This is a genomic window from Pseudomonas sp. GW821-FHT07G10 (assembly GCF_059418545.1).
This window is the reverse complement of the sequence record NZ_JBWKQB010000004.1, coordinates 249611-275915: the sequence shown is the minus strand read 5'-3', so window position 1 is coordinate 275915 and position 26305 is coordinate 249611. Positions and strand designations below refer to the sequence as shown.

Sequence of the window (26305 nt, the reverse complement as noted above, 5' to 3'; positions counted from 1 at the left end):
TCTGGTAGCTCGTCGGGCTCATAACCCGAAGGTCGTCGGTTCAAATCCGGCTCCCGCAACCAAACATCAAAAAAGGCTACTCGAAAGAGTGGCCTTTTTTGTGCGCGTCGATTTTTACAACCCCATCCTCTGGCAGCACCTCTCCCGTCAGCGACTGAAAACAGTGCAAAAGGAAAACCCTTTGCGCTTCTGGCACTTACCCCACCCAACCGACCGTTCGCCACTTATTTGCGCTTATTTGACCCAATAGACTATTAACGGTTGACACTCAAGCGATCGCCTGTAGAATGCCGCCACACAGACGCGGGATGGAGCAGTCTGGTAGCTCGTCGGGCTCATAACCCGAAGGTCGTCGGTTCAAATCCGGCTCCCGCAACCAAACATCAAAAAAGGCTGCTCGAAAGAGTGGCCTTTTTTGTATCTGTCGAAAATGCCCTTTCGCAACAATGATCTGGCAATGTGTGCCGCGCTGTCGACGGTCAATCGGAATCATCTCGGCGCAGGCTATGCTGAGTCGCAGGCAATACTCTCTACTGCTGGTTGCGCGCAGTCGTCCAGTTACGATGAGACGCGTTAATATTTGAAATTATTTTTTTCATAGGGATTGGTAACTTGGCTGGATACCCCCATCCTGTCGCGCACAATCCAAGAGGTGATTGATGCGCGCCAACTCGTCTGATCCACAAGACACCGTCACAGCGACCCAACCGATTACAGCCACTCGCCTGCGCTGGCTGGAGCTGTTGAGCAAATACCGTCAACCCATCGGCCTGGCAGTCACTCTGCTGCTATTCTCGATCGCGCTGATTGCCTGTCGCCACCTGCTGAGCGAACTCGATCTGTATGCCCTGCACGACTCAATCCTGGAAGTGCCGAAGCCGGCCTTGCTCGGTGCATTAGGGGCGACCATTGCTGGCTTCATCATTTTGCTGGGCTATGAGTGGTCAGCCAGCCGTTATGCCGGCGTGAAATTACCGCCGCGCACGCTGGCCCTTGGGGGATTCACCGCGTTCGCCATCGGCAATGCCATTGGCCTTTCGCTGCTCTCCGGCGGTTCGGTGCGTTACCGCTTGTATGCACGCTTTGGCCTGGGGGCCTCTGACGTCGCCCACATGACGCTGTTCGCCAGCCTTTCACTGGGTTGCGCCCTACCACCACTGGCAGCCCTGGCGACGCTCAGCAACCTGCCAGCAGCCGCTGCTGCGCTAAACCTGTCCGAATCCCTGCTGGCCGGGATTGCCCTCACAGTGCTGTTTCTCGGGGCGGTACTGGCGATCGGCATCTACCGTCGCCGTCTGCCGGAACAACCATCCCCGGACAACTTGCTGGTCCGTGTCGGGCGCCGTACCCTGCGCCTGCCAAGCCGCCGCCTGACCCTCCTGCAGCTGGTGATCACGGCACTGGATGTGGCCGCTGCCGCCACCGTGCTCTATCTATTGCTACCTGAAGCGCCCCCCTTCGGCGCCTTCGTACTGATCTACCTGTTGGCGCTGGCTGCCGGTGTACTCAGCCATGTGCCCGGCGGCGTCGGGGTGTTTGAAGCCATTCTGCTGGCAGCCTTCGCCGACAAGCTCGGTGCCGCACCACTGGCGGCAGCCCTGCTGCTGTATCGCCTGATCTACGTGGTTCTGCCACTACTGGTAGCTTGCCTGTTACTGCTGATCAGCGAAGCACAACGGCTGTTCCAGTCTCGCCAATCGCTGCGGGTAGCCTCGGGCCTTGCTGCGCCAATCCTCGCGGTGCTGGTGTTCCTGTCCGGTATGGTTCTGCTGTTTTCCGGTGCTACACCGGAAATCGATACCCGCCTCGAAGCCATCGACTTCCTGGTCCCGGACCGTTTGATCGATGCCTCACATTTCGGTGCCAGCCTGATCGGCGTACTGTGCCTGCTCCTGGCACAGGGGCTGCGACGCCGCCTGTCCGCAGCATGGATGCTGACCATGGTGATGTTGCTGGTCGGTGCTCTGCTTTCACTGCTCAAAGGCTTCGACTGGGAAGAAGCTTGTCTTCTGACACTGATCGCCTGCCTGCTCGGCGTGTTCAGGCGTTCGTTTTATCGCCCGAGCCGCCTGACCGAGTTACCGTTTTCACCACTTTATCTGGTCGCCAGCCTCTGCGTACTTGGCGCATCGACCTGGCTGTTACTGTTTGCCTATCAGGACGTGCCCTACAGTCATCAACTCTGGTGGCAGTTCACCCTCGACGCCGATGCTCCGCGCGGTTTGCGCTCGTTACTCGGCGCCGCGGTGCTGCTGGTGGTAGTGTCGCTGACCTGGCTGCTACGCACTGCACGCCCGGTGATCCATCTACCGACCGCCGAAGAGCTCGACAAGGCGGTAAAAATCCTTATGTCCTCAGCCCAACCGGACGGCGGTCTGGCCTTGACCGGTGACAAGGCGTTGCTCTTTCATCCCAACAACGACGCATTCCTGATGTACGCCCGTCGCGGTCGCAGCCTGGTAGCGTTGTACGACCCGATTGGCCCGACCCAGCAACGGGCCGAGATGATCTGGCAATTCCGCGACCTTTGCGACGTCCATCACGCCCGCCCAGTGTTCTATCAGGTGCGCGCCGAAAATCTGCCGTATTACATGGACATTGGTCTGTCGGCAATCAAACTCGGTGAGGAAGCCCGGGTCGATCTGCAGCGCTTTGATCTCGAAGCCAAGGGCAAAGAGATGAAGGACCTGCGTTACACTTGGAACCGTGGCACACGGGACGGCCTGTCGCTGGAAATCCACGAGCCGGGTCAAGCCCCCATGGATGAATTGAAAGTCATCTCCGATGCCTGGCTGACCGGCAAGAACGTACGCGAGAAAGGGTTTTCCCTTGGCCGTTTCAGTGATGATTACATCAAGCATTTTCGCGTTGCGATTATCCGTTTCGAAGGGCGCCCGGTAGCGTTTTCCAACCTGCTTGAGACTTACGGCCATGAACTGGCCAGCCTCGACCTGATGCGCGCCCATCCAGATGCGCCCAAACTGACCATGGAGTTCATGATGGTCGGCCTGATTCAACATTATAAAAGTCATGGATATGCACGATTCAGCCTGGGCATGGTCCCATTGTCGGGGCTTCAACCCCGTCGTGGCGCACCACTGACTCAGCGCCTCGGCTCGATGGTGTTCAGCCGTGGCGAGCAACTCTACAACTTCCAGGGTTTGCGTCGCTTCAAAGACAAGTTCCAGCCTGACTGGGAACCCCGTTACATGGCCGTGCCCGCCGGACTCGATCCGCTGGTGGCGCTGGCCGATACCGCCGCCCTGATTGCGGGCGGCTTGACTGGATTGGTGAAACGCTGATGATTCAACGCTCCTGGCGGTATTTACTGGCCACTCTGGTGGCGCTTGCCCTGCTCCTCGGTGGCGGCTATTGGTTCTGGAACCGCCCAGCGCCAGAACCGACACTTGAACACCTGGCACAAGCCGATGGCTCGACAATGACTCGCGTCGTTCCTGGTACCACTGCGCGCGCGCAAGTGGTCGTGGCAGTGACCGATGAACAAAAGCTCAGCGATGCACAACTGCTGACCCTGGGCCGTGGCGGTGCTGCGCAGATTGTTCAAGTCATCCTGCCTGCCGACTGCACGTTGCAGGGCAGCGCACTGCAGTCGGCCATGAAACAACTCAACGGTCCAGCCACCCTGGTCAGCGGTATCGGCCCTGGAGCAATTCTGGCCTGGCGCTGGCTGTCCGAGCAAACCAGTGACAAGGCCCAGGCCGTGTCCGTGGACCTGGCACTGGAAAAGCCCGGCTGTACCCATCTGCTGCCCAAAACCGCAGCTCACGGTCACTGGCTGGTGGCCTGGAACGACAACCCTGACGACACAAGCGCAGGCTTTGTCCGCGATCAACCCAACGCCGAAACCAGTATCAGCGACTACGATATCCACTTGCCGCAAGTCCTGAACAATGAGTTACGCAAGATCCTCGTCGGCTCAGACAAGGGCAATGGCGGGCTGAATATCCCGGTGGTCGAAGTACCCGCCGGCCAGGCAAAAGACACGGTGACCCTGTTCCTGTCGGGTGACGGCGGCTGGCGCGACCTGGACCGTGATGTGGCCGGCGAAATGGCCAAGATTGGCTACCCGGTGGTCGGCATCGACACCCTGCGCTACTACTGGCAGCACAAGAGCCCGGAGCAAAGCGCCACTGACCTCGCCGAACTGATGCAGCACTATCGCCAGAAATGGGGCACCAAACGCTTCGTACTGACCGGTTACTCCTTCGGCGCCGATGTATTGCCGGCCATTTACAACCGTCTGCCAGAAGCCGAGCAGCAAAGGGTTGACGTTATTATACTGCTGGCCTTCGCCCGCACCGGCAGCTTCGAAATCCAGGTCGAAGGCTGGTTGGGCAACGCCGGTAAAGAAGCCGCCACCGGCCCGGAAATGGCCAAGCTGCCAGCAGACAAAGTGGTATGCATCTATGGCGCAGAAGAAGTCGACGAAAGCGGTTGCACCGAGAAGACCGCAGTGGGTGAAGCCATGAAACTGCCTGGTGGGCACCACTTCGACGAAAACTATCCGGCCCTGGCTCAACGCCTGGTCGATGCGATCGAGAAGCGTCAGGGCAAGACCAAGGTCGCTGAAGAGTGATCTGATCGCCCACAAAAAAGCCCCCGCTGCCGCAAGGCAACGGGGGCTTTTTTGTGGGGCTTACATTTCGACCTGAGTACCCAGTTCGATCACCCGGTTCACCGGCAACTTGAAGAACCGCAGGTTACCGTTGGCGTTCTTCAGCATGAAAGCGAACAACCCTTCACGCCAACGGGCCATGCCTTCGAGCTTGGAAGCGATGACCGTCTCACGGCTGAGGAAGTAGGTGGTGCGCATCGGGCTGAAATCCAGCTCATCGAGATGGCACAGTTTCAGGGCTTCTGGCACATCCGGCTCGTCGATAAAGCCGAAGTGCAGGATCACCCGGAAGAACCCCTGGCCATAAGACTCCACCTCGAAACGCCGTTGCGCAGGAACTCGCGGAGTGTCCTCGTTCTGCACCGTCAGCAACACGACCTGCTCATGCAGCACCTGGTTATGCAACAGGTTGTGCAATAAGGCATGAGGTACCGCATCCGCCCGGGCCGTGAGGAAAACCGCAGTACCTTGCACGCGATGGGGCGGCTGCACACTGATACTGCTGATAAATATCGGCAACGGCAGGCCACCTTCGTCCAGACGATCCACCAGCAACTGCTTGCCGCGCTTCCAGGTGGTCATCAGGATGAACAGCACAATCCCCGCCAATACCGGAAAGGCACCGCCCTGAATGATTTTCGGCACGTTGGCGGCGAAGAACAGCCCGTCCACCAGCAGGAAGCCGATCAGGATCGGTACCGTCAAGATCGGCGGCCATTTCCACAGCAACAGCATCACCGCCGCAACCAGAATACTGGTGATCAACATGGTCCCGGTCACCGCCACGCCGTAGGCCGAAGCCAGCGCACTGGAAGACCCGAAGCCGAGCACCAGCAGGATCACCCCGACCATCAGCGCCCAGTTCACCGCACCGATATAGATCTGGCCTTTTTCAGCGCTGGAGGTGTACTGGATGTGCATGCGCGGTATGTAACCCAGCTGGATCGCCTGAAGGGTCAGGGAGAACGCGCCGGAGATAACCGCCTGGGAAGCAATCACCGTGGCCAGGGTCGACAGGATCACCAACGGAATCAGCGCCCAACCCGGTGCCAGCAGGTAGAACGGGTTCCGCGCCGCTTCCGGGTTTTCCAGCAGCAATGCGCCCTGGCCGAAGTAGTTCAGCACCAGCGCCGGCAGCACGAGGGCGAACCAGGCACGAGCGATCGGCTTACGACCGAAGTGGCCCATGTCCGCATACAAGGCTTCAGCACCGGTCAGGGCCAGTACCACCGCTCCCAGAATCGCCAGGCCCACGCCCGGATGAACGCTGAAGAAGCGCACGCCCCACGCCGGATTGAGCGCATGGAGCACTTCGGGATGCTGGACGATGCCATGAACGCCCAGCACACCCAACAGGACGAACCACAACACCATCACCGGCCCGAACAGCTTGCCGATTCGGTCCGTGCCGTGCTTCTGGATCAGGAACAATCCGACCAATATGATCAGTGACAGCGGCACGACCCAGCGCTCGAGCCCATCGAATGCCAGCTCCAGACCTTCGACTGCTGACAAAACCGAGATCGCCGGGGTGATCATGCTGTCGCCGTAGAACAGCGAGGCGCCGATCAGACCGAGAATCACCAGCACCATCCGCAGCCGCGGATAGGGCGCAGCCGCGCTCCGGGCCAGCGCAGTAAGGGCCATAATCCCACCCTCGCCCTGGTTGTCAGCCCGCAGAATGAACAGCACGTATTTGATCGAGACCACCCAGATCAGCGACCAGAAAATCAGCGCCAGAATCCCCAATACTCCGTCATGGCTGACCGTAACCCCGTAACCGCCGGAAAACACCTCTTTGAGGGTGTACAAGGGGCTGGTGCCGATATCGCCGTAAACTACCCCGACCGCCGCCACCAACATTCCCAAGGGCCTCGCCCCGGAATGCTCAGAGCCCACCGCCTGACTACTTGCCTGACCCATCAACCACTCCTACTACTCAGACCCGGACTTCTTTGAAAGAAGCACTATGCTTTGCCGTGCAGCATGCGCTGTTTTTCTTATCGTTACAGTCGATTTGTCGACCGTAAAAACTCTCTATCGCGCGACGCGGCGAAGCATAGCGCAGCAGTCGTCGCATTTCCCTGCATAAAGCTGGTCAAGTGCGCTGCCCATCGATAGAATTGCGCACTTTTTGATCAGAGGCGCGCCAAGCGCCCGTCCGTCGCCTTGCCGCTCACGGCTGGAGGCGTCACAAAACACCGAGGTTAGACATGTCCACCACAACGCCAGCCAACCCCAAAGTTGGCTTCGTATCCCTGGGTTGCCCGAAAGCACTGGTCGACTCCGAGCGCATCCTTACCCAACTGCGCATGGAAGGCTATGACGTCGTGTCCACGTATCAGGACGCCGATGTCGTGGTGGTCAATACCTGCGGCTTCATCGACTCGGCCAAGGCCGAGTCCCTGGAAGTCATTGGTGAAGCCATCAAGGAAAACGGCAAAGTCATCGTTACCGGTTGCATGGGCGTAGAAGAAGGCAATATCCGCAACGTTCACCCAAGCGTGCTTGCGGTGACCGGTCCGCAGCAATACGAGCAAGTGGTCAACGCTGTACACAACGTCGTGCCGCCGCGTCTGGATCATAATCCGCTGATCGACCTGGTACCGCCGCAAGGCATCAAGCTGACTCCGCGGCACTACGCCTACCTGAAGATATCCGAAGGCTGCAACCACAGCTGCAGCTTCTGCATCATTCCCTCGATGCGCGGCAAACTGGTCAGCCGTCCGGTCGGTGATGTGCTCGACGAAGCCCAGCGCCTGGTCAAATCCGGCGTCAAAGAGCTGCTGGTGATTTCTCAGGACACCAGCGCCTACGGTGTCGACGTAAAATATCGCACTGGCTTCTGGAACGGCGCACCGGTTAAAACCCGCATGACTGAACTGTGCGAAGCGCTGAGCAGCCTCGGCGTCTGGGTTCGCCTGCACTATGTTTACCCGTACCCGCACGTCGATGAGCTGATCCCGCTGATGGCCGCCGGAAAAATCCTGCCGTACCTGGACATCCCGTTCCAGCACGCCAGCCCGAAAGTGCTGAAGGCGATGAAACGCCCGGCCTTCGAAGACAAGACCCTGGCACGCATCAAGAACTGGCGCGTGATCTGCCCGGACCTGATCATCCGTTCGACCTTCATCGTCGGTTTCCCCGGCGAAACCGAAGAAGACTTCCAGTACCTGCTCGACTGGCTGACCGAAGCCCAGCTCGATCGCGTCGGCTGCTTCCAGTACTCGCCAGTTGAAGGCGCACCGGCCAACGACCTGAATCTGGACGTGGTACCGGATGACGTCAAACAAGACCGTTGGGAGCGCTTCATGGCCCACCAGCAGGCCATCAGCTCGGCGCGCCTGCAAATGCGCGTCGGCCGTGAAATCGAAGTACTGGTCGATGAAGTCGACGAGCAAGGCGCGGTCGGCCGTTGCTTCTTCGATGCCCCGGAAATCGACGGCAACGTGTTCATCGACAACGGCAGCAACCTCAAGCCAGGCGACAAGGTCTGGTGCAAAGTGACCGATGCCGACGAATACGACCTGTGGGCTGAACAGATCTAAACGCAAGAAATACGAAAAGCCCTGCTCTCTTCACGGGATGCGGGGCTTTTTTACGTCTATCGTTTTGTTCAGCAAAAGGATTTCACCTCACACTCAGCACAAGGGGCAGGCGGGCATGCGCCATCATTCGGTCATCCACACACCGAAACACAGCGACTACGAAGAACTGACCCGGGTCTGGGAGGCATCGGTGCGTGCTACTCATGACTTTTTGCCGGACAGTTACATCGACCTGCTGAAAAACCTGGTGCTCACCCGCTATCTGGATGCCGTCATGCTGATCTGCACCCGCGACCGACGCCAGAACATCACCGGGTTCGCCGGTGTCGCGGCGGGCAAGATCGAAATGCTCTTTATCGCCCCCGAACACCGTGGCGAGGGCCTGGGCAAACAACTGCTGCGCTATGCCCTGGAACACCTCAACGCCGATGAACTGGACGTCAACGAACAAAACCCCCAAGCCTTGGGCTTTTATTTCAAACAGGGCTTCGAAGTCATAGGACGCTCGGATCACGACGGCATGGGCCAGCCCTATCCGCTACTGCATATGCGCCTCAAACAGGCAAATCAGCGGGCCCGGCGCGGCTAAAAAACACACGCTTTAAATGGACCCGCGATTAACCGGCGCCAGGCAGGTACAATGGGCGCCCTCTTTTGTTACGGCCCCTGTCATGACTGACCCGATTCGTCTCTCCAAACGCCTGATCGAACTCGTCGGCTGTTCCCGTCGGGAGGCTGAGCTGTTCATCGAGGGCGGCTGGGTAACGGTGGACGGCGAAGTCATCGATGAGCCGCAGTTCAAGGTCGACACGCAAAAAGTCGAGCTCGACCCCGAAGCCAAGGCCACTGCACCGGAGCCGGTGACCATCCTGCTGCACGCGCCGGCGGGTATGGATGCACAAAGCGCCATGCAATTGATCGGCCCTGAAACCCTGAGTGAAGAACACCGCTTCAGCAAACGCCCACTCAAGGGGCATTTCCTGCGCCTGACCGCCAGCCCCGACCTGCAAGCCAACGCCAGCGGGCTGCTGGTATTCACCCAGGACTGGAAGATCCTGCGCAAACTCACGGCCGATGCCGGCAAGATCGAGCAAGAGTATGTGGTCGAGGTCGAGGGCGAGATGGTCGCCCACGGGCTCAACCGCCTGAACCACGGCCTGAGCTACAAGGGCAAGGAACTGCCGGCGGTCAAAGCCAGCTGGCAAAACGAAAACCGCCTGCGCTTCGCGATGAAAAACCCCCAGCCGGGTGTCATCGCTCTGCTCTGCCAGGCCGTCGGCCTCAAGGTCGTTGCCATCCGCCGCATCCGCATCGGCGGGGTTTCCATCGGCAAAGTACCGATGGGCCAATGGCGCTACCTGTCGGCCAAAGAGAAGTTCTAAGGCTGCCACACACTTTGGCGTCGCAGCTCCCTGCGGCGCCCACAGCTGAATGATCAGGACTGCACACATGATTCATAACGACGTACTGCGCAGCGTGCGCTACATGCTCGACATCAGCGACAACAAGGTCGTCGAGATCATCAAGCTCACCGGTTTCGAAGTCAGTAAAGAAGACCTCATAACCTACCTCAAGAAAGACGAGGAAGAAGGCTACGTATTCTGCCCGGACGAGGTCATGGCGCATTTCCTCGACGGCCTGGTGATCTTCAAGCGTGGAAAGGACGAAAGCCGTCCTCTGCAGCCAATCGAGCTGCCGGTGACCAACAACATCATCCTGAAGAAACTGCGGGTGGCCTTCGAACTGAAGGAAGACGACATGCACGCGATCCTCAAGGCCGCCGAGTTCCCGGTGTCCAAACCCGAGTTGAGTGCGTTGTTCCGCAAATTCGGCCACACCAACTACCGCACCTGCGGTGATCAACTGCTACGCAACTTCCTGAAAGGCCTGACCCTGCGCGTTCGCGGCTGATTGCCCTGGTTTCAGGTGGCGACTCTGAGCCACCTGAAACCTTATGATTGCTCATTGCGCTGCACAATAATGGCTCCACTGGCCATCAGCCTGGCAAGCACCGCCGGGGCTTACATGACCGGGAACATCATTCCACTCGATGGTGAGTTCAGTCTCTGAGATTGGCGGCGGGGCCATAGCGCTCTGTCAGTCACCACCGATCCAGAGGTCGCTCGGGTTATGATGCCCACCCTCACCCCCGCCTCGATCCAGACCATGACCTACAGCGTTTCCCCCATCGGTTTCGTGCGCTCCTGTTTCAAGGAGAAATTCGCCATTCCGCGCCAACCGCAACTGGCTCCTGCCGCTCGCGGCGTTCTGGAACTGGTGGCGCCGTTTGATCAGGGCGATGCCGTGCAAGGGCTTGAGCAGGTCAGTCATGTCTGGCTGCTGTTCCTGTTCCATCAAGCCCTGGAAGACAAACCACGGCTCAAGGTCCGCCCGCCCCGCCTGGGCGGCAATAAATCCATGGGTGTATTCGCCACCCGCGCCACCCATCGCCCGAACGGCATCGGCCAGTCGGTGGTCAGGCTGGACAAAGTCGAGGCCAATCGCCTGTGGATCTCCGGCATCGATTTGCTGGACGGCACCCCTATTCTCGATATCAAGCCTTACGTGCCTTATGCGGACATCGTCAACACGGCGTCCAATAGCATCGCCAGCGCCGCGCCGGACCTTATCCCGGTGCAGTGGACGGACTCCGCCCTGCAACAGGCTCACGAGCACGCTCAGCGCCTGCAAGAGCCTTTAGTTGAGCTGGTCGAGCAGTGCCTGGCCCAAGACCCACGCCCGGCTTACCAGATTCCTACTGCGGAACGCGAATACGGCGCGCAGTTTTGGGATCTGGACGTGCGCTGGCATTACCCCGAGCCCGGCCTGATCCGAGTGCTGGAAGTCATCCCCGCCGAATAAATCGCCAGAAACCAAAAAGCCCGCGCTGCCTTCTCAGGCAACGCGGGCTGATCGTTCCCACGCTCTGCGTGGGAATGCCTCCGGTGACGCTCTGCGTCACAAGAGCTAAAAGCTTACTTCTCGACGAACGCGCGCTCGATCAGGTAGTCACCCGGCTCACGCATACGCGGAGAAACCTTCAAACCGAAGCTGTTGAGCACTTCGCTGGTTTCGTCGAGCATGCTCGGGCTGCCGCACAGCATGGCGCGGTCGTCCTGCGCATTGATCGGCGGCAGACCGATATCGCTGAACAGCTTGCCGCTGCGCATCAGATCGGTCAGACGACCTTCGTTCTCGAACGGCTCGCGGGTCACGGTTGGGTAGTAGATCAACTTGTCACGCAGCGCTTCGCCAAAGAACTCGTTCTGCGGCAGGTGCTCGGTGATGAACTCGCGGTAAGCGACTTCGTTGACGTAACGCACGCCGTGGCACAGGATCACTTTTTCGAAACGCTCGTAGGTTTCCGGATCCTGGATGACGCTCATGAACGGCGCCAGACCGGTACCGGTGCTGAGCAGGTACAAATGCTTACCAGGCTTCAAATCGTCCAGCACCAGGGTGCCAGTCGGTTTTTTGCTGATGATGATCTCGTCGCCTTCCTTCAAGTGCTGCAGCTGGGAAGTCAGCGGACCATCCGGAACCTTGATGCTGAAGAACTCGAGATGCTCTTCCCAGTTAGGGCTTGCAATCGAGTAAGCGCGCATAAGCGGGCGGCCGTTGGGCTGTTGCAGGCCGATCATCACGAACTGACCGTTCTCGAAGCGCAGGCCCGGATCGCGGGTGCACTTGAAGCTGAACAGAGTGTCGTTCCAGTGATGAACACTGAGGACACGCTCGTGGTTCATGTTGCTCATGTACGGGGACTCCTGGGAATTTATCTGCGCATGCTCTGCGCCTGCTCTGCAAAAGATGAGCTGCCGAGCGCAATTGCATAGCATTCTAATGGCGGCGACAATATCTGTTAAATGGATTATTAAGATAAGGGTTATCGGTTATATAGATATGCGATTTACTCTCCGTCAACTTCAAGTATTCGTCGCCGTCGCCCAGCAGGAAAGCGTGTCCCGTGCTGCGGGCTTACTGGCGCTTTCCCAATCGGCCGCCAGCACCTCAATCACCGAGCTTGAGCGCCAATCCAGCTGCCAGCTTTTCGATCGCGCCGGCAAGCGCCTGAGCCTCAATGCCCTGGGCCGGCAACTGCTGCCACAGGCCGTAGCCCTGCTGGATCAGGCCAAGGAGATCGAGGATCTGCTCAATGGCAAGTCCAGCTTCGGCTCACTGGCGGTCGGCGCCACGCTGACCATCGGCAATTACCTGGCGACCTTGCTGATCGGCAGCTTTATGCAGCGGCATCCCGAAAGCCAGGTGAAACTCCATGTACAAAATACTGCGAATATCGTGCAACAGGTTGCCCATTACGAAATTGATCTGGGTCTGATCGAAGGCGATTGCAGCCACCCGGATATCGAGGTGCAAAGTTGGGTCGAAGATGAGCTGGTAGTGTTTTGCGCCCCCCAGCATCCCTTGGCCAAGCGCGGTCAGGCGAGCATGGAAGAACTGACGCACGAGGCCTGGATTCTGCGCGAACAAGGCTCTGGAACAAGGCTGACCTTCGACCAGGCCATGCGTCATCACCGCAGCGCGCTGAACATCCGCCTCGAACTCGAACACACTGAGGCGATCAAACGCGCAGTGGAATCGGGGCTGGGGATTGGCTGCATATCTCGACTGGCGCTGCGCGATGCGTTCCGCCGCGGCAGCCTGGTGGCGGTAGAAACGCCGGATCTGGACCTGGCGCGGCAGTTCTATTTCATCTGGCACAAACAGAAGTACCAGACCTCGGCCATGCGCGAGTTTCTTGAACTGTGCCGCGCCTTCACCGCCGGGGTACAGCGCAGTGACGAAATAGTCCTGCCGACGATCGCTTGAGCGGCCGTTAAATCAGAATCACGGCCCACACCACGGCGATCATGCTCAGGGCGATGAGTTGGGCGGCGCTACCCATGTCCTTGGCATTTTTCGACAAGGGGTGCAGATCAAGGGAAATCCGGTCGATCGCCGCTTCCACTGCCGAATTGAGCAGCTCGACAATCAATGCCAGCAGACACACGGCGATCAGCATTGCCCGCTCTACGTGACTGACGTTGAACAGAAAGCTTAACGGAATCAGGATGACGTTGAGCAACACCAATTGACGAAAAGCCGCTTCTCCCCTGAAGGCAGCACGCAAGCCGTCGAAAGAGTAGCCGGCGGCATTGAGGATGCGTTTAAGACCCGTTTGACCTTTGAAAGGCGACATAAAGTAGACAACTGAAAAAATGAGTGGGGAAACTAGTTTAATGAAAGTTAAAAAAGCGTGAAGAAATAGGCTGTTACTGGGTCGAAATTGACTCAAGTTGTTGCAAGAGCAAAGCCGCCTGAGTCCGGGTGCGCACCCCCAGTTTGCGGAAAATCGCCGTCACGTGGGCTTTGATCGTCGCTTCCGAAACGCCCAGTTCGTAGGCAATCTGCTTGTTCAGCAACCCCTCACAAACCATGGTCAGTACACGAAACTGCTGGGGAGTCAGACTGGCCAGTCCATCTCTGGCGGCTTTGGCCTCGTCCGAGACGCTTACCGCTTCGAAAGCCTGCGGCGGCCACCAGACATCGCCATCCAAAACGCTACGCACCGCTTTCTGAATGACTTCCAGTGAACTGGATTTGGGGATGAAACCGCTCGCACCAAACTCACGGGAGCGCACCATAATCGATGCCTCTTCCTGTGCCGAAACCATCACCACCGGGATCTGCGGATATTGGCCGCGCAACAACACCAGCCCGGAAAATCCATAAGCACCCGGCATGTTCAGATCCAGCAACACCAGGTCCCAGTCAGCCTTTTCGGTCAGACGGGTTTCCAGTTCCGCAATGCTCGCAACCTCGACCAGACGAACCTCGGGGCCAAGGCCCAGCGTCACCGCCTGATGCAGCGCGCTGCGAAACAACGGGTGATCATCGGCAATCAGGATTTCGTATGTGGCCATTTTTCAAATGATCCTGTTTTTACGGGAGGCCTGATGAATTCAGTCCTCGCCAACGCAACACAAGGCGACAGCCAAAAATGCTGTACCCGCAAGGCGCGTTCAACGCCAGGAGTCCAGCAAACCAGCGTTCAAAACTTCAGTCGCGCCTTAATCGGCGCCAAGCATGCCCAGCGAAGGCGGGGTGGTCAAGCTGGATACTTTGCGGCAAAGTCATCGGCTAACTAATAAGAGTGCCATCATGCGAAGCCAAGCCTTGCGTGCCGATGTCCTGATGCTTGTAACCGCCATGATCTGGGGATCGGGATTTGTCGCACAAACCTCAGGGATGGATCATATCGGTCCTTACCTTTATTCCGGCCTGCGCTTTGCCCTTGGCTCGCTCTGCCTGCTACCGCTGGTGCTGCGTGGCAATCACCATCACACCAAATCAGAGCCCTTGCTTACCCGCGGCCTGCTAATGGGCGGGGGGCTGATGGGCCTGGCACTGGCTCTCGGAATCAACCTCCAGCAAGTTGGCTTGTTATTCACCAGCGTGACCAATGCCGGCTTCATCACCGGCCTCTATGTCATTGTAGTGCCACTATTGGGCCTGATCATTGGCCACAAGACGGGGCTGGGCACCTGGTTCGGCGCAATATTGGCGGTAGTCGGGATGTTTCTGCTCAGCGTAGGCGAGAACTTTCAGGTCGCCCCAGGGGACTGGCTACAGCTCACCGGAGCCATTGTCTGGGGTGGGCATGTGGTGTTGGTCGGGGTTTTCGCCAGCCGTCATGACCCGATTCGCCTGGCCTTCCTGCAATTCGCCACGTGCTCATTGGTCAGCCTGGTCCTGGCGTTGTGCTTTGAGACCTTGCAGTGGAACGCAATTATCGCCGCTGGTCCGGCCATTCTGTATGGCGGCATCGTTGCAGTGGGCATTGGCTACACACTGCAGGTGATTGCACAAAAGGATGCAATCGCCTCGCACGCAGCGATCATCTTCTCACTGGAAGCTGTCTTCGCAGCTATTGCCGGTGCCTGGCTGCTCGATGAGTCTTTGCAACTGCGTGGCTATTTCGGCTGTGCGTTGATGCTGATCGGGATGCTGGTGGCGCAGCTCTGGCCAAAAAGGCCGGAGCTGGTGCTTGCATGATCGCTAGAGAAAAGGTTTCAGACGTGTGTGGGTTTCATCGTTCGGGTCGATCACCTGTTGATATTTCGCCGCCAGATAATGCGTACTGAACACATCCAGATAAGCGTCCAGTACTTCACTGGCCGGTTGATCCTCGGCCAGCTCCAGGCATAAGGCAGCAACTTCTGCGGTGCAGAAGTGATCGTCGCGCTTGGAGCGCCGCAATCTATAGCGTGAGAGCTGCTCGGGCTCCAGGCTGAGCACCGGCAAGTGTTCCAGGTAAGGACTCTTGCGGAACATTTTGCGCGCTTCGCTCCAGGTGGCGTCCAGCAGAATGAACAGCGCACGCTTGCCCTGCTCCAGCTTGACCTCGGTCACCACACGCTCCGGCGCGACAAACTCGCCTGGAAATACAATGTAGGGTTGCCACTGCGGGTCAGCAATCAGCGCCAGCAACCCCGGTTCGACTTCCGTACGCGACCACGGGAACGCACTGGTGTCAGCAATGACATCGGCAATCAGCCAGCCGGTATTGCTCGGTTTCAGCGGTTCGACATCATGCATTACCAGGCACATCGCCGATTTGGCCGAAACCTGCGGCCGCCACACACACATGCAGTGGCTGGGGATCACTCGGCAACCCGGGCAACGTTCCGCCCGCGAACCACGTGCGACAAAAGGTTTGACCGCACGGGCCAGGCGTTGGGCACGCAAGCGGGAAACGGCGTGGCTCATGGTAGCTGAAGGTGGCAAGAGGAAAGAATCGACACGAAAAGAACTCGGTTGGCCAAAAAGTCGTCGCAGTTTACCAGAGCAACCTGCGCAAGCCTGTACCGTCCACCCCCTGCTCCCCTATAATTCGCCGCCATTGAACGCACAGTCCCGTGGCGGGTCGAAGCACCAGTCACTGAACCAGGAGAGTTTCATGCTGCGCCTTATCGTTCCCACCGTTGCCCTTCTGCTGGCGCTGCCCTTCACTGCCCAGGCTGCGTCCAAACAAGACTACGAACTGAGCAAGATGCTGGAACAGGTTGCCACGCAAAGCAGTGCTGGCACCCCACGGGCGATCAACGAGGACATTCTCGATCAAGGCTACACCGTTGAAGGTAAAGAGCTGATCAACCACCTCAGCGTGCAGTCAAGCCATGCAGAAAAAATGCGCGCGAACCCACAAGCGGTGTATTTCCAGTTAGGCGCTACCGTCTGCCGTAACGAGAGCTATCGCAAGTTGATGGCCAAGGGGGCGATCATGCGCTACGAATTTACTGAATATAAAACCAATCGCCCGGTAGCCTCTGAACGCTTCAAAGAGTCTGACTGCCTACAGCAGAAAAAGAAGAAGTAATCACTGCTCTGCTGCGCGTCGCTGTTGATCATCGGCGCGCAGCTCTGCCACCAACACCTGCAAATACCGCGAACGCCGCTCAGAACCCTCCAGACGTCGCCGACACTCTTCCTCAAAACTCAGATGATTGGCCGCAGCCGCCGATTGCAACAACCGATACAACTGCGTATCGATTTCCAGAACCACACTGGTCATTTCAAGCCTCCTTGCATCCGCCGATTCGCCAATAATTGCGCGATCAAACCCTCAGCCCTATGCCTTGCGTCCCACCTTGACGCATAGATGTCTTACTGCGGCTGTAACTTAGTAAATCAGAGCTGACACAGCCCTGCACAGGTTCTGACGAGCGGTGAAACCCCGTTGCGAATCAGCAGTAAGCTGTTGCCAGCCAAGACTTTCCGGGCACATGATCAAGTCAGCAAAAACCGCCTGGAGGGTCTAGATTCAGAGTGTGCCGGTTAACTTTTTTGGGGCAGAAAAGGGGGTTGCCCAACAGCGTCTTGCAGTGCGAATGTTTCTTTCATCCAAGGAAAAAACAGAGCCCGTATGGATGACTCGATCGCCACAGTCAGTGTTTCAGGCACTGTCGAGTCAGGTGTAATGCTCAGGCGTTAGTCTGGGTTGACAGCGACACATGGAGTGTCGTGGCGCTAGCGAATATCTCGCCGGTGCCAAGGGGTCTGTCCAGAAGGAGAAGTTGAATGCCTTACCAACCGAATGACCTCCTAAGCCGTCATTTTCAAAGCAACGGTAGCGACCTCACCAGCAAGGTCGAAGAGCAACTCAACCTGGTTGCACCCAATAGCCCGAATACCCCGATTTATCGCGACATGATGCTGACTGTCTTGCGCATGGCCCAGGAAGACCACAATCGCTGGAATGCCAAGATCACCCTACAAGCCCTGCGCGAACTGGAGCATGCCTTCCGTGTGCTGGAACAGTTCAAAGGTCGACGCAAGGTCACCGTCTTTGGCTCGGCACGTACGCCGATCGAACACCCCCTCTACGGTCTGGCCCGGGAACTCGGTGCGACCCTGGCTCGCTCGAACATGATGGTCATCACCGGCGCCGGCGGAGGCATCATGGCTGCCGCCCATGAAGGCGCTGGTCTCGAACACAGCCTTGGATTTAATATCACACTGCCATTTGAGCAGCATGCGAATCCAACCGTCGAAGGCACAGCCAATCTGCTGCCATTCCACTTTTTCTTTACCCGCAAGCTGTTTTTCGTCAAAGAGGCCGACGCCCTGGTGCTTTGCCCTGGCGGCTTTGGCACGCTGGACGAAGCGCTGGAAGTACTGACACTGATCCAGACCGGCAAAAGCCCGCTGGTACCGGTGGTGCTGCTGGACGCTCCGGGCGGCAGTTTCTGGCAAGGCGCTCTGGACTTTATTCGCAATCAACTGGAGGACAATCGTTACATTCTTCCCAGCGACATGAAACTGATTCGCCTGGTGCATAGCGCCGATGAAGCCGTGGAGGAAATCAACCAGTTCTACAGCAACTTCCACTCCAGCCGCTGGCTGAAGCATCAGTTTGTGATTCGCATGAACCATAAACTGAGCGAGCAGGCGCTTGAGCACATGCAGAAGGCCTTTGCCGACCTCTGCCTGAGCGATCACTTTCATCAGCATGCTTACAGTGGAGAGGAGCACGACGAAGCACAGTACAGCCATCTGGCGCGACTCTCGTTCACCTTCAACGCCCGCGATCACGGTCGTCTGCGTGAACTGGTCGACTTCATCAACCTGCCGGAAAACTGGGCCAAGGCTCAGAACAAGACACAACAACGTGCACGGGAACCAATCAAGGTCACTTGATCGACAAGCAACTCAGTGGTTCGCGCCCTCTAACGTAAACAGTGGGGCGAGCCACATCAGTCAGTCATCCGTCCCACGGCCGCTCAACAAGCGGCCGATCATTTCCATTGAATAACCCCGATAACTCAGAAAGCGGCCTTGTTTGGCACGCTCGCGGGCGTCTATCGGCAAATGCCCGGCAAACTTGCGACGCCAGGTATCTTCCAGTTGCTCTTGCCAACTGATACCGCACTCACGCAAGGCGAGTTCAATATCGGCACGTTGCAGACCGCGCTGGCTCAACTCTTCGCGAATGCGCAAAGGGCCATAACCGGAACGGGCACGGTAGGAAACAAAGCTTTCGAGGTAACGGGATTCGGACAGCAGGCCCTCTTCCGTCAGACGGTCAAGTGCTGTGTCGATCATTTCAGGAGAGGCGCCGCGCTGACGCAGTTTACGCGTCAGCTCGACTCGACCGTGCTCGCGTCGCGCGAGCAGGTCCATTGCGGTTCGCCGCACCGCGACGAGTGTATCGAGTACGGCGTTCATCGGATCGATCAGATATCAGCGTCGGCCAGATCGTCAACAGTCTCGCGGATCGCATTGGCTTTCACGTCCGGCGTCGCCGTCAGCAGCTTGTCGCGGATCTGCTTCTCAAGGGCCGCGGCAACATCCGGGTTGTCCTGCAGGAACTTGGCCGAGTTGGCCTTGCCCTGACCGATCTTGCTGCCATTGTAGGCATACCAGGCTCCCGATTTTTCCACGAAGCCATGCAGTACGCCGAGGTCGATCATCTCGCCGTTCAGGTAGATACCCTTGCCGTAGAGAATCTGGAACTCAGCCTGACGGAACGGCGGAGCCACTTTGTTCTTGACGACTTTGACGCGGGTTTCGCTACCGACGACTTCGTCACCTTCTTTCACCGCGCCAGTACGGCGGATATCCAGACGAACCGAAGCGTAGAACTTCAGCGCGTTACCGCCGGTGGTGGTTTCCGGGCTGCCGAACATCACGCCGATTTTCATACGGATCTGGTTGATGAAGATAACCAGGCAATTGGCGTTCTTGATGTTACCGGTGATTTTACGCAGTGCCTGGGACATCAGACGGGCTTGCAGGCCCACGTGCATGTCGCCCATTTCGCCTTCGATCTCGGCTTTTGGCACCAGAGCTGCCACGGAGTCGATGACGATCACGTCGATGGCGTTGGAGCGCACCAGCATGTCGGTGATTTCCAGCGCTTGCTCGCCGGTATCCGGCTGGGAGACCAGCAGGTCGTCAACGTTGACGCCCAGTTTGCCAGCGTATTCCGGATCCAGTGCATGCTCGGCATCGACGAAAGCGCAGGTGGCGCCCATCTTCTGCGCCTGAGCAATCACGGAGAGAGTCAGTGTGGTTTTACCGGAAGATTCCGGACCGTAGATTTCAACGATACGGCCTTTTGGCAGACCGCCAATGCCGAGTGCGATATCCAGACCCAGAGAGCCAGTGGAGATAGCCGGGATCGCCTGACGGTCGTGATCGCCCATACGCATTACGGCACCCTTGCCGAATTGACGTTCGATCTGACCCAGGGCCGCAGCCAAGGCTTTCTTCTTGTTGTCGTCCATTAAAGTCCTCACGTAATCAATAAGGCCTGACGGCCAACACCTGTATAAGTAGCCAGTATTATTCCACAGCGCTTGAGGATCGCCTACCCCTGATTTGAGATTTCTCCCGCGGCATACAGCAGCAACCCCTCTAGCGCGGCCTTCACCGTTTGTCGGCGAACGTCATCGCGGTTACCGGGGAAGTAGCGGCACTCGGCATTGATCGCCTCTCCGACCCCCCAGGCCAGCCATACGGTGCCCACCGGTTTCTGCGGCGAACCGCCGTCCGGCCCCGCCACACCACTGACGGCCACGGCAAAACGCGCACGGCTTTTGTCCTGAGCACCACGAACCATGGCCTCGACCACTTCACGACTGACCGCCCCCACCTGCTCGAACAGCTCGGCGGGCACATTCAGTTGCTGGGTTTTCTGACGATTGGAGTAGGTGACATAACCAGCTTCGAACCACGCCGAGCTACCCGGAATACGGGTAATGGCCTCGGCGATCCCACCGCCAGTGCAGGACTCGGCGGTACTGACGTGCGTATTGAGAACCTGCAAACGCCTGCCGAGTTCAGCGGCAAGCTGGGTGATTTCGTCCATGGTCCTCTCCTGATCAGGCTGGCGTGAGACCTACCGTACACGAGCGTATGGCGCTTGCAAGACGCCTGGTCGGTCAAAATGTTAATGAGCGATAGCTCTGAACACATCCTTGCGGGCCGGGCTCGTAGTCATTGCCCCTGGTCTGCCAATCCATTGGTTCTGGAAACTGAACGCCATCTAGTGATCCTGACTGGAATCACGTGGTGGTACTTCACAGACCCCGATGCGCGTGACTGCTCACCGCTCGTAAAGTCCGATGGCCGCAGATTGCACAAATGCAATTATTTATGCACAACAAATGCATCAAAGCATCGAGACCTGCATGGACAAAGGCTCAGGCGGTTCTCTACAGACGAAAATAAGCCCGCTCAATGCGGGCTCTATCTGGAAGAGGTGAGGTTAACGGGCGTACATGCCCCACCAGAAGACGTGAACAAGGTCGCCGTCGACGATATCGCCAATCGCGCATTTAGCGGCATTGACCCGACCGTGGCGCCATCACGCAGCACCGGCAGCATGCTGTTGCCGCGGACGGTCACGCATTTGGCCTGGTCGAACTGCACACCATTGTGCCGCAGGCTCCGCTTGCCGAAACGCAGGCTGGCTGATGACGAATCTTCCTGATCCAGCAGCCAATTCAACCTCGCGAAGAAAGGGAATCGACACCTCGTCGTCTTCGACGGGGGTATCGTCATCCCACAGACTTATGTCCTTGAGTTCTGAATGCAACTCGTCGCGCGTTGGGGCTTTGGCGGGGGCAACATCCGCACGCCCGCGCAATTGATCGGTGCTCACGCGAAAATACTCGGCGATCCGCGAGATGTGCTTATCCGAAGGATCGACAATCTTGCCGCTGAGAATGCGTGAAAGCGTGGATTGAGGCACACCGGTTCGACGATGAAGCTCCATGGTGGAGATCCCGTGGTAACCTTGCGCCCATCGCGAAAAAGCCGGGCCGTAGGGCCCCAATTTTGCCCCTCACTTTTAACGAATCGCTCTAAGCCACTGATGAATAAAGCTATTTCAGACTTGTCAAGCCACACGCCGATGATGCAGCAATATTGGCGGTTGAAGAACCAGCACCCCGACCAGTTGATGTTCTATCGCATGGGTGACTTCTACGAGATCTTCTACGAAGACGCGAAGAAAGCCGCCAGGTTGCTGGACATCACCCTGACCGCGCGCGGGCAGTCGGCAGGACAAGCGATTCCGATGTGCGGGATTCCTTACCACGCGGCCGAAGGTTATTTGGCGAAACTGGTAAAGCTCGGCGAGTCGGTGGTGATCTGTGAGCAAGTCGGCGATCCGGCGACCAGCAAAGGTCCGGTAGACCGACAGGTGGTGCGGATCATTACTCCGGGCACGGTCAGCGATGAAGCACTGCTCGATGAGCGCAGGGACAACCTGATCGCGGCGGTGCTGGGTGACGAGCGCTTGTTCGGTCTGGCCGTGCTGGACATCACCAGCGGTAACTTCACGGTTCTGGAAATCAAAGGCTGGGAAAACCTGCTGGCGGAGCTGGAGCGCGTCAACCCGGTCGAACTGATGATCCCGGATGATTGGCCAAAGGATCTACCGGCCGAAAAGCGCCGTGGTGTACGTCGCCGCGCGCCGTGGGATTTCGAGCGCGACTCGGCGCTCAAAAGCCTCTGCCAACAATTCTCCACCCAGGACCTGAAGGGTTTTGGCTGCGAGAACCTGACCCTGGCCATCGGTGCTGCAGGTTGCCTGCTCAGCTACGCCAAAGAAACCCAGCGCACTGCCTTGCCGCACTTGCGCAGCCTGCGCCACGAACGTCTTGACGACACCGTCGTACTGGACGGCGCGAGCCGCCGCAATCTGGAACTGGATACCAACCTCTCCGGCGGACGCGACAACACCCTGCAATCGGTGGTCGACCGTTGCCAGACCGCCATGGGCAGCCGCCTGTTGACGCGCTGGCTGAACCGTCCGCTGCGTGACTTGCAGGTATTGCTGGCCCGCCAGACCTCGATCACCTGCCTGCTGGACGGCTATCGCTTTGAAAAGCTGCAACCGCAGCTCAAGGAAATCGGCGATATCGAACGGATCCTCGCCCGTATCGGCCTGCGTAACGCCCGTCCTCGGGACCTGGCGCGCCTGCGCGATGCCTTGGGTGCCTTGCCGGAACTGCAAGTGGCCATGAGCGAACTTGAGGCCCCCCACCTCAAGCAACTGGCCGTGACCACCAGCACCTATCCAGAACTCGCGGCCCTGCTGGAAAAAGCCATCATCGACAACCCGCCTGCGGTGATCCGTGACGGCGGCGTGTTGAAAACCGGTTACGACGCCGAGCTGGATGAACTGCAATCACTGAGCGAAAACGCCGGGCAGTTCCTGATCGACCTCGAAGCCCGTGAAAAAGCCCGTACGGGCCTTGCCAACCTGAAAGTCGGCTACAACCGGATTCACGGCTATTTCATCGAATTGCCGAGCAAACAGGCCGAACAGGCACCGGCTGACTACATTCGCCGCCAGACCCTCAAAGGTGCCGAGCGCTTCATCACCCCGGAGCTCAAGGCCTTCGAAGACAAAGCCTTGTCCGCCAAGAGCCGCGCACTGGCCCGCGAGAAGATGCTCTACGAAGCCCTGCTCGAGAACCTGATCGGCCGCCTGCCGCCGTTGCAAGACACTGCTGCGGCATTGGCCGAGCTGGACGTGCTGAGCAACCTGGCTGAACGCGCACTGAACCTGGACCTGAACTGCCCACGCTTCGTCAGCGAGCCTTGCATGCGCATCACTCAGGGTCGTCACCCGGTGGTCGAACAAGTGCTGAGCACGCCGTTCGTGGCCAACGATCTGAGTCTGGATGACAGCACCCGGATGCTGGTGATCACCGGCCCGAACATGGGCGGTAAATCCACTTACATGCGACAAACCGCATTGATCGTGTTGCTGGCGCATATCGGCAGCTTTGTGCCGGCCGCCAGTTGCGAGTTGTCACTGGTTGACCGCATCTTCACCCGTATCGGCTCCAGCGATGACTTGGCTGGCGGGCGTTCGACCTTTATGGTCGAAATGAGCGAAACGGCGAATATCTTGCACAACGCCACCGAGCGCAGCCTGGTGTTGATGGATGAAGTCGGTCGCGGCACCAGTACCTTTGACGGTCTGTCCCTGGCCTGGGCAGCAGCCGAGCGATTGGCTCATCTGCGCGCCTACACGTTGTTCGCCACCCACTACTTCGAGCTGACGGTATTGCCGGAAAGCCAGCCGCTGGTGGCCAACGTCCACCTCAACGCCACAGAGCATAACGAGCGCATCGTATTCCTCCACCATGTACTGCCTGGCCCTGCCAGCCAGAGCTACGGGCTGGCGGTTGCACAACTGGCCGGCGTACCGAGCGAGGTGATAGTGCGTGCTCGCGAGCACTTGAGCCGGCTGGAAACCACCAGCCTGCCCCACGAAGTGCCAGCGCCTGCCAAAGGCAAACCCGCAGCGCCGCAGCAGAGCGATATGTTCGCCAGCCTGCCCCATCCGGTGCTGGATGAGCTGGCCAAACTCGATCTGGATGACATGACCCCGCGTAGAGCGCTCGAAATACTCTATACATTAAAGACACGGATATAGAGTCTGTTGACGTTTGGTGGCGAGCCGCCACCAAACGTCAACAGCCCCTAACGCAGATGCCTGCAAGCTGTTAGAATCTCGCGCGGTTTGGGATGCTGCCGGCTCAGCCTGCCTGCAGACTATCGCTCCCAAACCTGGCGACCCCACCGTGAAGGGGCGCAGCAAGCCGCGCCTGAGGAGAGAATTAGAAATGACCTTCGTCGTCACCGACAACTGCATCAAGTGCAAGTACACCGACTGCGTAGAAGTCTGTCCGGTGGACTGCTTTTACGAAGGCCCGAACTTCCTGGTGATTCACCCGGATGAGTGCATTGACTGCGCACTTTGTGAGCCAGAATGCCCTGCTGTGGCCATTTTTTCCGAAGATGAAGTCCCGGAAGAGATGCAGGAATTCATTCAGTTGAACGTTGAACTGGCCGAAATCTGGCCAAACATTACTGAGAAAAAAGAATCGCTGCCGGACGCTGAAGAGTGGGATGGCGTGAAGGGCAAGATCAAAGACCTCGAACGCTGATAATCATCGCGCTCCCGAAAAGGCCCCTCGTGGGCTTTTTTGCTTTTCGGGGTTTGCCTGATGTCTGTCAGCTATGCGTCGCGGCTTAAAAAATCGGCGGCCCGAACCTGCGGCAGCTACAGACAGGCAAAAAAAGGGGCGGTATGACCCGCCCACATTTTTCCCCTAGTCCTTGTGTTCCTTTTCATCATCCTGATGAACCGCTTCCTGCGATGTCCTTGACCATCATCCTTGATGGTTGTGTCTATCCGTTGACACAGCGCTGATAGTAGAGGGTTCCACAGCAAGAGCAATCACACAGCCCGGGGAAAATGGTGAGTAAACCACCACCAAGCCACCAGAAAAATCTCTTTAAAATCAATCGAATAGAAAAAAACAACAACGCTAATGGATGTCTGCCCTGAAGCAAAAAAACCGAACACTTACGAAAGAGTAGGCCAAGGCTTACACCAGCAAAAGACTAAACCTGAAACACCGACAGGACGCTGCTCTGCCCATCAACTCTCTCGAAAATAAAGAGCCCCGAACCAGTCGGGGCTTTTATTTGCGAGCTAATGCGTTCCAGCTACTGGAACAGCGACTCACTCGACAGGCCGTTCTTCTCAAGAATTTCTCGAAGGCGTTTGAGGCCTTCAACCTGAATCTGTCTGACCCGCTCGCGGGTCAGGCCAATCTCCAGGCCTACATCTTCCAGAGTGCTGCTCTCATGGCCGCGCAACCCGAAGCGGCGTATCACCACTTCTCGCTGCTTGTCAGTCAGTTCCGAGAGCCACTGATCAATGCTTTGCGACAGATCATCGTCCTGGAGCAACTCGCAAGGGTCGGTTGGACGGTCATCAGTCAGGGTGTCCAGCAGGGTTTTATCCGAATCCGGACCCAGTGAGACGTCGACCGAAGAAACCCGCTCATTGAGGCCCAGCATGCGCTTGACCTCACCTACCGGCTTTTCCAGCAGGTTGGCGATTTCTTCAGGGGAAGGTTCATGATCGAGCTTTTGAGTCAGCTCACGTGCTGCCCGCAGGTAGACGTTGAGCTCTTTGACCACATGGATCGGCAACCGGATGGTCCGGGTCTGATTCATGATCGCGCGCTCGATGGTCTGACGAATCCACCAGGTTGCGTAGGTCGAGAAGCGGAAGCCGCGTTCCGGATCAAACTTTTCCACTGCGCGGATCAAGCCGAGGTTGCCCTCTTCGATCAGGTCCAGCAGCGACAGCCCACGATTGACATATCGTCGGGCGATTTTCACCACCAGCCGCAGGTTGCTTTCAATCATGCGCTTACGCCCGGCCGGATCGCCACTCTGCGACAAACGCGCAAAATGAACTTCCTCTTCCGGGGAGAGCAATGGGGAAAAGCCGATTTCATTGAGATACAACTGGGTCGCATCGAGCGCCCGCGTGTAATCAATGTATTTATGTTGCTTTAGTGAAGCGGAGTGTTTGGATTTGGCACGAACTGAAGGTGCAGCAAATCCTTCATTCGACATCGAATCCATAGCGATGCCGGCCTCCATCAGGAGAACCTCATCGTCGATGTCAAACTCCGGCACTTCTTTACTGAGAGCCATTGTTATAGTCCTTTGGTGAGTTCGACCTCAAGCTCAAGCGACGCCTTTATCCTTGGCAACGCTGGAGCCTGTTCCT

The 26305-nt window shown here is 57.9% G+C and carries 23 protein-coding genes, 2 tRNA genes and 2 pseudogenes (1 of these 27 only partly in view); 16 read left to right on the top strand and 11 right to left on the bottom strand.

The features are described 5' to 3' along the window. From AC07O1_RS08865 to AC07O1_RS08850, 4 genes are all read left to right on the top strand, one after another. Positions 1-62, top strand: a tRNA-Met gene (locus AC07O1_RS08865) (it extends 115 nt beyond the left edge of the window). A gap of 240 nt (positions 63-302) precedes the next feature. After that, positions 303-379, top strand: a tRNA-Met gene (locus tag AC07O1_RS08860). Positions 380-659: 280 nt separating this feature from the next. After that, positions 660-3302, top strand: coding sequence for a bifunctional lysylphosphatidylglycerol flippase/synthetase MprF (mprF, locus tag AC07O1_RS08855; protein ID WP_495088533.1), 2643 nt, complete (start codon positions 660-662; stop codon positions 3300-3302). Next, positions 3302-4597, top strand: a complete 1296-nt coding sequence (locus tag AC07O1_RS08850) for a virulence factor family protein (RefSeq protein ID WP_495088532.1) — start codon at positions 3302-3304, stop codon at positions 4595-4597. Before mprF ends, AC07O1_RS08850 begins: the two co-directional genes overlap by 1 nt. Positions 4598-4657: 60 nt before the next feature. Here AC07O1_RS08850 and AC07O1_RS08845 read toward each other — a convergent pair whose 3' ends face one another. Beyond that, positions 4658-6499, bottom strand: coding sequence for a potassium transporter Kup (locus AC07O1_RS08845; protein ID WP_495010375.1), 1842 nt, complete (start codon positions 6497-6499; stop codon positions 4658-4660). Between the two features lie 350 nt (positions 6500-6849). On the opposite strand from AC07O1_RS08845, the gene rimO reads away from it, so the two are divergent. From rimO to tsaA, 6 genes and pseudogenes are all read left to right on the top strand, one after another. Continuing rightward, positions 6850-8184, top strand: a complete 1335-nt coding sequence (rimO, locus tag AC07O1_RS08840) for a 30S ribosomal protein S12 methylthiotransferase RimO (RefSeq protein ID WP_495088531.1) — start codon at positions 6850-6852, stop codon at positions 8182-8184. Positions 8185-8299: 115 nt separating this feature from the next. Beyond that, complete coding sequence (locus AC07O1_RS08835) at positions 8300-8773, top strand: GNAT family N-acetyltransferase (protein WP_494992596.1); 474 nt, start codon at positions 8300-8302, stop codon at positions 8771-8773. Positions 8774-8855: 82 nt separating this feature from the next. Beyond that, positions 8856-9566 carry an rRNA pseudouridine synthase gene (locus AC07O1_RS08830; RefSeq protein WP_495088530.1) on the top strand — a complete coding sequence of 237 codons (711 nt, stop codon included), beginning with the start codon at positions 8856-8858 and terminating at the stop codon, positions 9564-9566. A 67-nt stretch (positions 9567-9633) separates the two neighbouring features. Next, positions 9634-10095: a YehS family protein gene (locus AC07O1_RS08825; RefSeq protein ID WP_495088529.1), complete on the top strand. Its 462-nt coding sequence runs from the start codon at positions 9634-9636 to the stop codon at positions 10093-10095. Positions 10096-10164: 69 nt separating this feature from the next. Further along, positions 10165-10254, top strand: a pseudogene (locus AC07O1_RS08820) (3-oxoacyl-ACP reductase); the annotation flags it as partial. Positions 10255-10350: 96 nt separating this feature from the next. Further along, a complete protein-coding gene (gene tsaA, locus AC07O1_RS08815; protein WP_495023418.1) occupies positions 10351-11046 on the top strand; it encodes a tRNA (N6-threonylcarbamoyladenosine(37)-N6)-methyltransferase TrmO in 696 nt (231 codons plus the stop codon). A gap of 113 nt (positions 11047-11159) precedes the next feature. Here tsaA and fpr read toward each other — a convergent pair whose 3' ends face one another. Beyond that, positions 11160-11939 (bottom strand): ferredoxin-NADP reductase, encoded by a 780-nt coding sequence (fpr, locus tag AC07O1_RS08810; RefSeq protein ID WP_494992593.1) that lies wholly within the window; start codon positions 11937-11939, stop codon positions 11160-11162. 148 nt (positions 11940-12087) lie between these two features. Between fpr and AC07O1_RS08805 the strand changes: the two genes are divergently transcribed. Next, a complete protein-coding gene (locus AC07O1_RS08805; RefSeq protein ID WP_494992592.1) occupies positions 12088-13014 on the top strand; it encodes a LysR family transcriptional regulator in 927 nt (308 codons plus the stop codon). A 7-nt stretch (positions 13015-13021) separates the two neighbouring features. On the opposite strand, the gene AC07O1_RS08800 is transcribed toward AC07O1_RS08805, so the two are convergent. Together AC07O1_RS08800 and erdR are read right to left on the bottom strand one after the other, a co-directional pair. Beyond that, positions 13022-13384, bottom strand: coding sequence for a diacylglycerol kinase (locus AC07O1_RS08800; RefSeq protein ID WP_495088528.1), 363 nt, complete (start codon positions 13382-13384; stop codon positions 13022-13024). Between the two features lie 73 nt (positions 13385-13457). Next, entirely contained in the window at positions 13458-14108 is a 651-nt protein-coding gene (erdR, locus tag AC07O1_RS08795) for a response regulator transcription factor ErdR (protein ID WP_495088527.1), read from the bottom strand. A 238-nt stretch (positions 14109-14346) separates the two neighbouring features. Between erdR and AC07O1_RS08790 the strand changes: the two genes are divergently transcribed. After that, positions 14347-15240, top strand: a complete 894-nt coding sequence (locus AC07O1_RS08790; RefSeq protein WP_495088526.1) for a DMT family transporter — start codon at positions 14347-14349, stop codon at positions 15238-15240. 3 nt (positions 15241-15243) lie between these two features. On the opposite strand, the gene AC07O1_RS08785 is transcribed toward AC07O1_RS08790, so the two are convergent. Then, a complete protein-coding gene (locus AC07O1_RS08785; RefSeq protein ID WP_495088525.1) occupies positions 15244-15954 on the bottom strand; it encodes a tRNA-uridine aminocarboxypropyltransferase in 711 nt (236 codons plus the stop codon). A 190-nt stretch (positions 15955-16144) separates the two neighbouring features. Here AC07O1_RS08785 and AC07O1_RS08780 point away from each other — a divergent pair, with 190 nt between their 5' ends. Then, positions 16145-16564 carry a quorum-sensing-regulated virulence factor family protein gene (locus tag AC07O1_RS08780; RefSeq protein ID WP_494992587.1) on the top strand — a complete coding sequence of 140 codons (420 nt, stop codon included), beginning with the start codon at positions 16145-16147 and terminating at the stop codon, positions 16562-16564. On the opposite strand, the gene AC07O1_RS08775 is transcribed toward AC07O1_RS08780, so the two are convergent. After that, complete coding sequence (locus AC07O1_RS08775; RefSeq protein ID WP_494992586.1) at positions 16565-16759, bottom strand: hypothetical protein; 195 nt, start codon at positions 16757-16759, stop codon at positions 16565-16567. A 506-nt stretch (positions 16760-17265) separates the two neighbouring features. Here AC07O1_RS08775 and AC07O1_RS08770 point away from each other — a divergent pair. Further along, positions 17266-18384: an LOG family protein gene (locus AC07O1_RS08770; protein ID WP_495088524.1), complete on the top strand. Its 1119-nt coding sequence runs from the start codon at positions 17266-17268 to the stop codon at positions 18382-18384. Positions 18385-18444: 60 nt separating this feature from the next. Here AC07O1_RS08770 and recX read toward each other — a convergent pair whose 3' ends face one another. The 4 genes and pseudogenes from recX to AC07O1_RS08750 all read right to left on the bottom strand — a co-directional run bounded on the left by recX (position 18445) and on the right by AC07O1_RS08750 (position 21526). Continuing rightward, a complete protein-coding gene (gene recX / locus AC07O1_RS08765) occupies positions 18445-18912 on the bottom strand; it encodes a recombination regulator RecX (protein ID WP_494992584.1) in 468 nt (155 codons plus the stop codon). Positions 18913-18920: 8 nt separating this feature from the next. After that, positions 18921-19973: a recombinase RecA gene (gene recA, locus AC07O1_RS08760; protein WP_495088523.1), complete on the bottom strand. Its 1053-nt coding sequence runs from the start codon at positions 19971-19973 to the stop codon at positions 18921-18923. Positions 19974-20056: 83 nt separating this feature from the next. Next, positions 20057-20557 (bottom strand): CinA family protein, encoded by a 501-nt coding sequence (locus AC07O1_RS08755; RefSeq protein ID WP_495088522.1) that lies wholly within the window; start codon positions 20555-20557, stop codon positions 20057-20059. 399 nt (positions 20558-20956) lie between these two features. Continuing rightward, positions 20957-21526 (bottom strand): annotated as a pseudogene (locus AC07O1_RS08750) (XRE family transcriptional regulator). Positions 21527-21577: 51 nt separating this feature from the next. Here AC07O1_RS08750 and mutS point away from each other — a divergent pair. Further along, positions 21578-24145: a DNA mismatch repair protein MutS gene (gene mutS, locus AC07O1_RS08745; protein WP_495088542.1), complete on the top strand. Its 2568-nt coding sequence runs from the start codon at positions 21578-21580 to the stop codon at positions 24143-24145. Between the two features lie 190 nt (positions 24146-24335). Then, on the top strand, positions 24336-24659 hold the full coding sequence (gene fdxA / locus AC07O1_RS08740) for a ferredoxin FdxA (protein ID WP_007908827.1): 324 nt from the start codon (positions 24336-24338) through the stop codon (positions 24657-24659). A gap of 565 nt (positions 24660-25224) precedes the next feature. Here the strand turns inward: fdxA and rpoS are convergent. Beyond that, a complete protein-coding gene (gene rpoS, locus AC07O1_RS08735; protein WP_495088521.1) occupies positions 25225-26229 on the bottom strand; it encodes an RNA polymerase sigma factor RpoS in 1005 nt (334 codons plus the stop codon). Positions 26230-26305 lie beyond the last annotated feature (76 nt).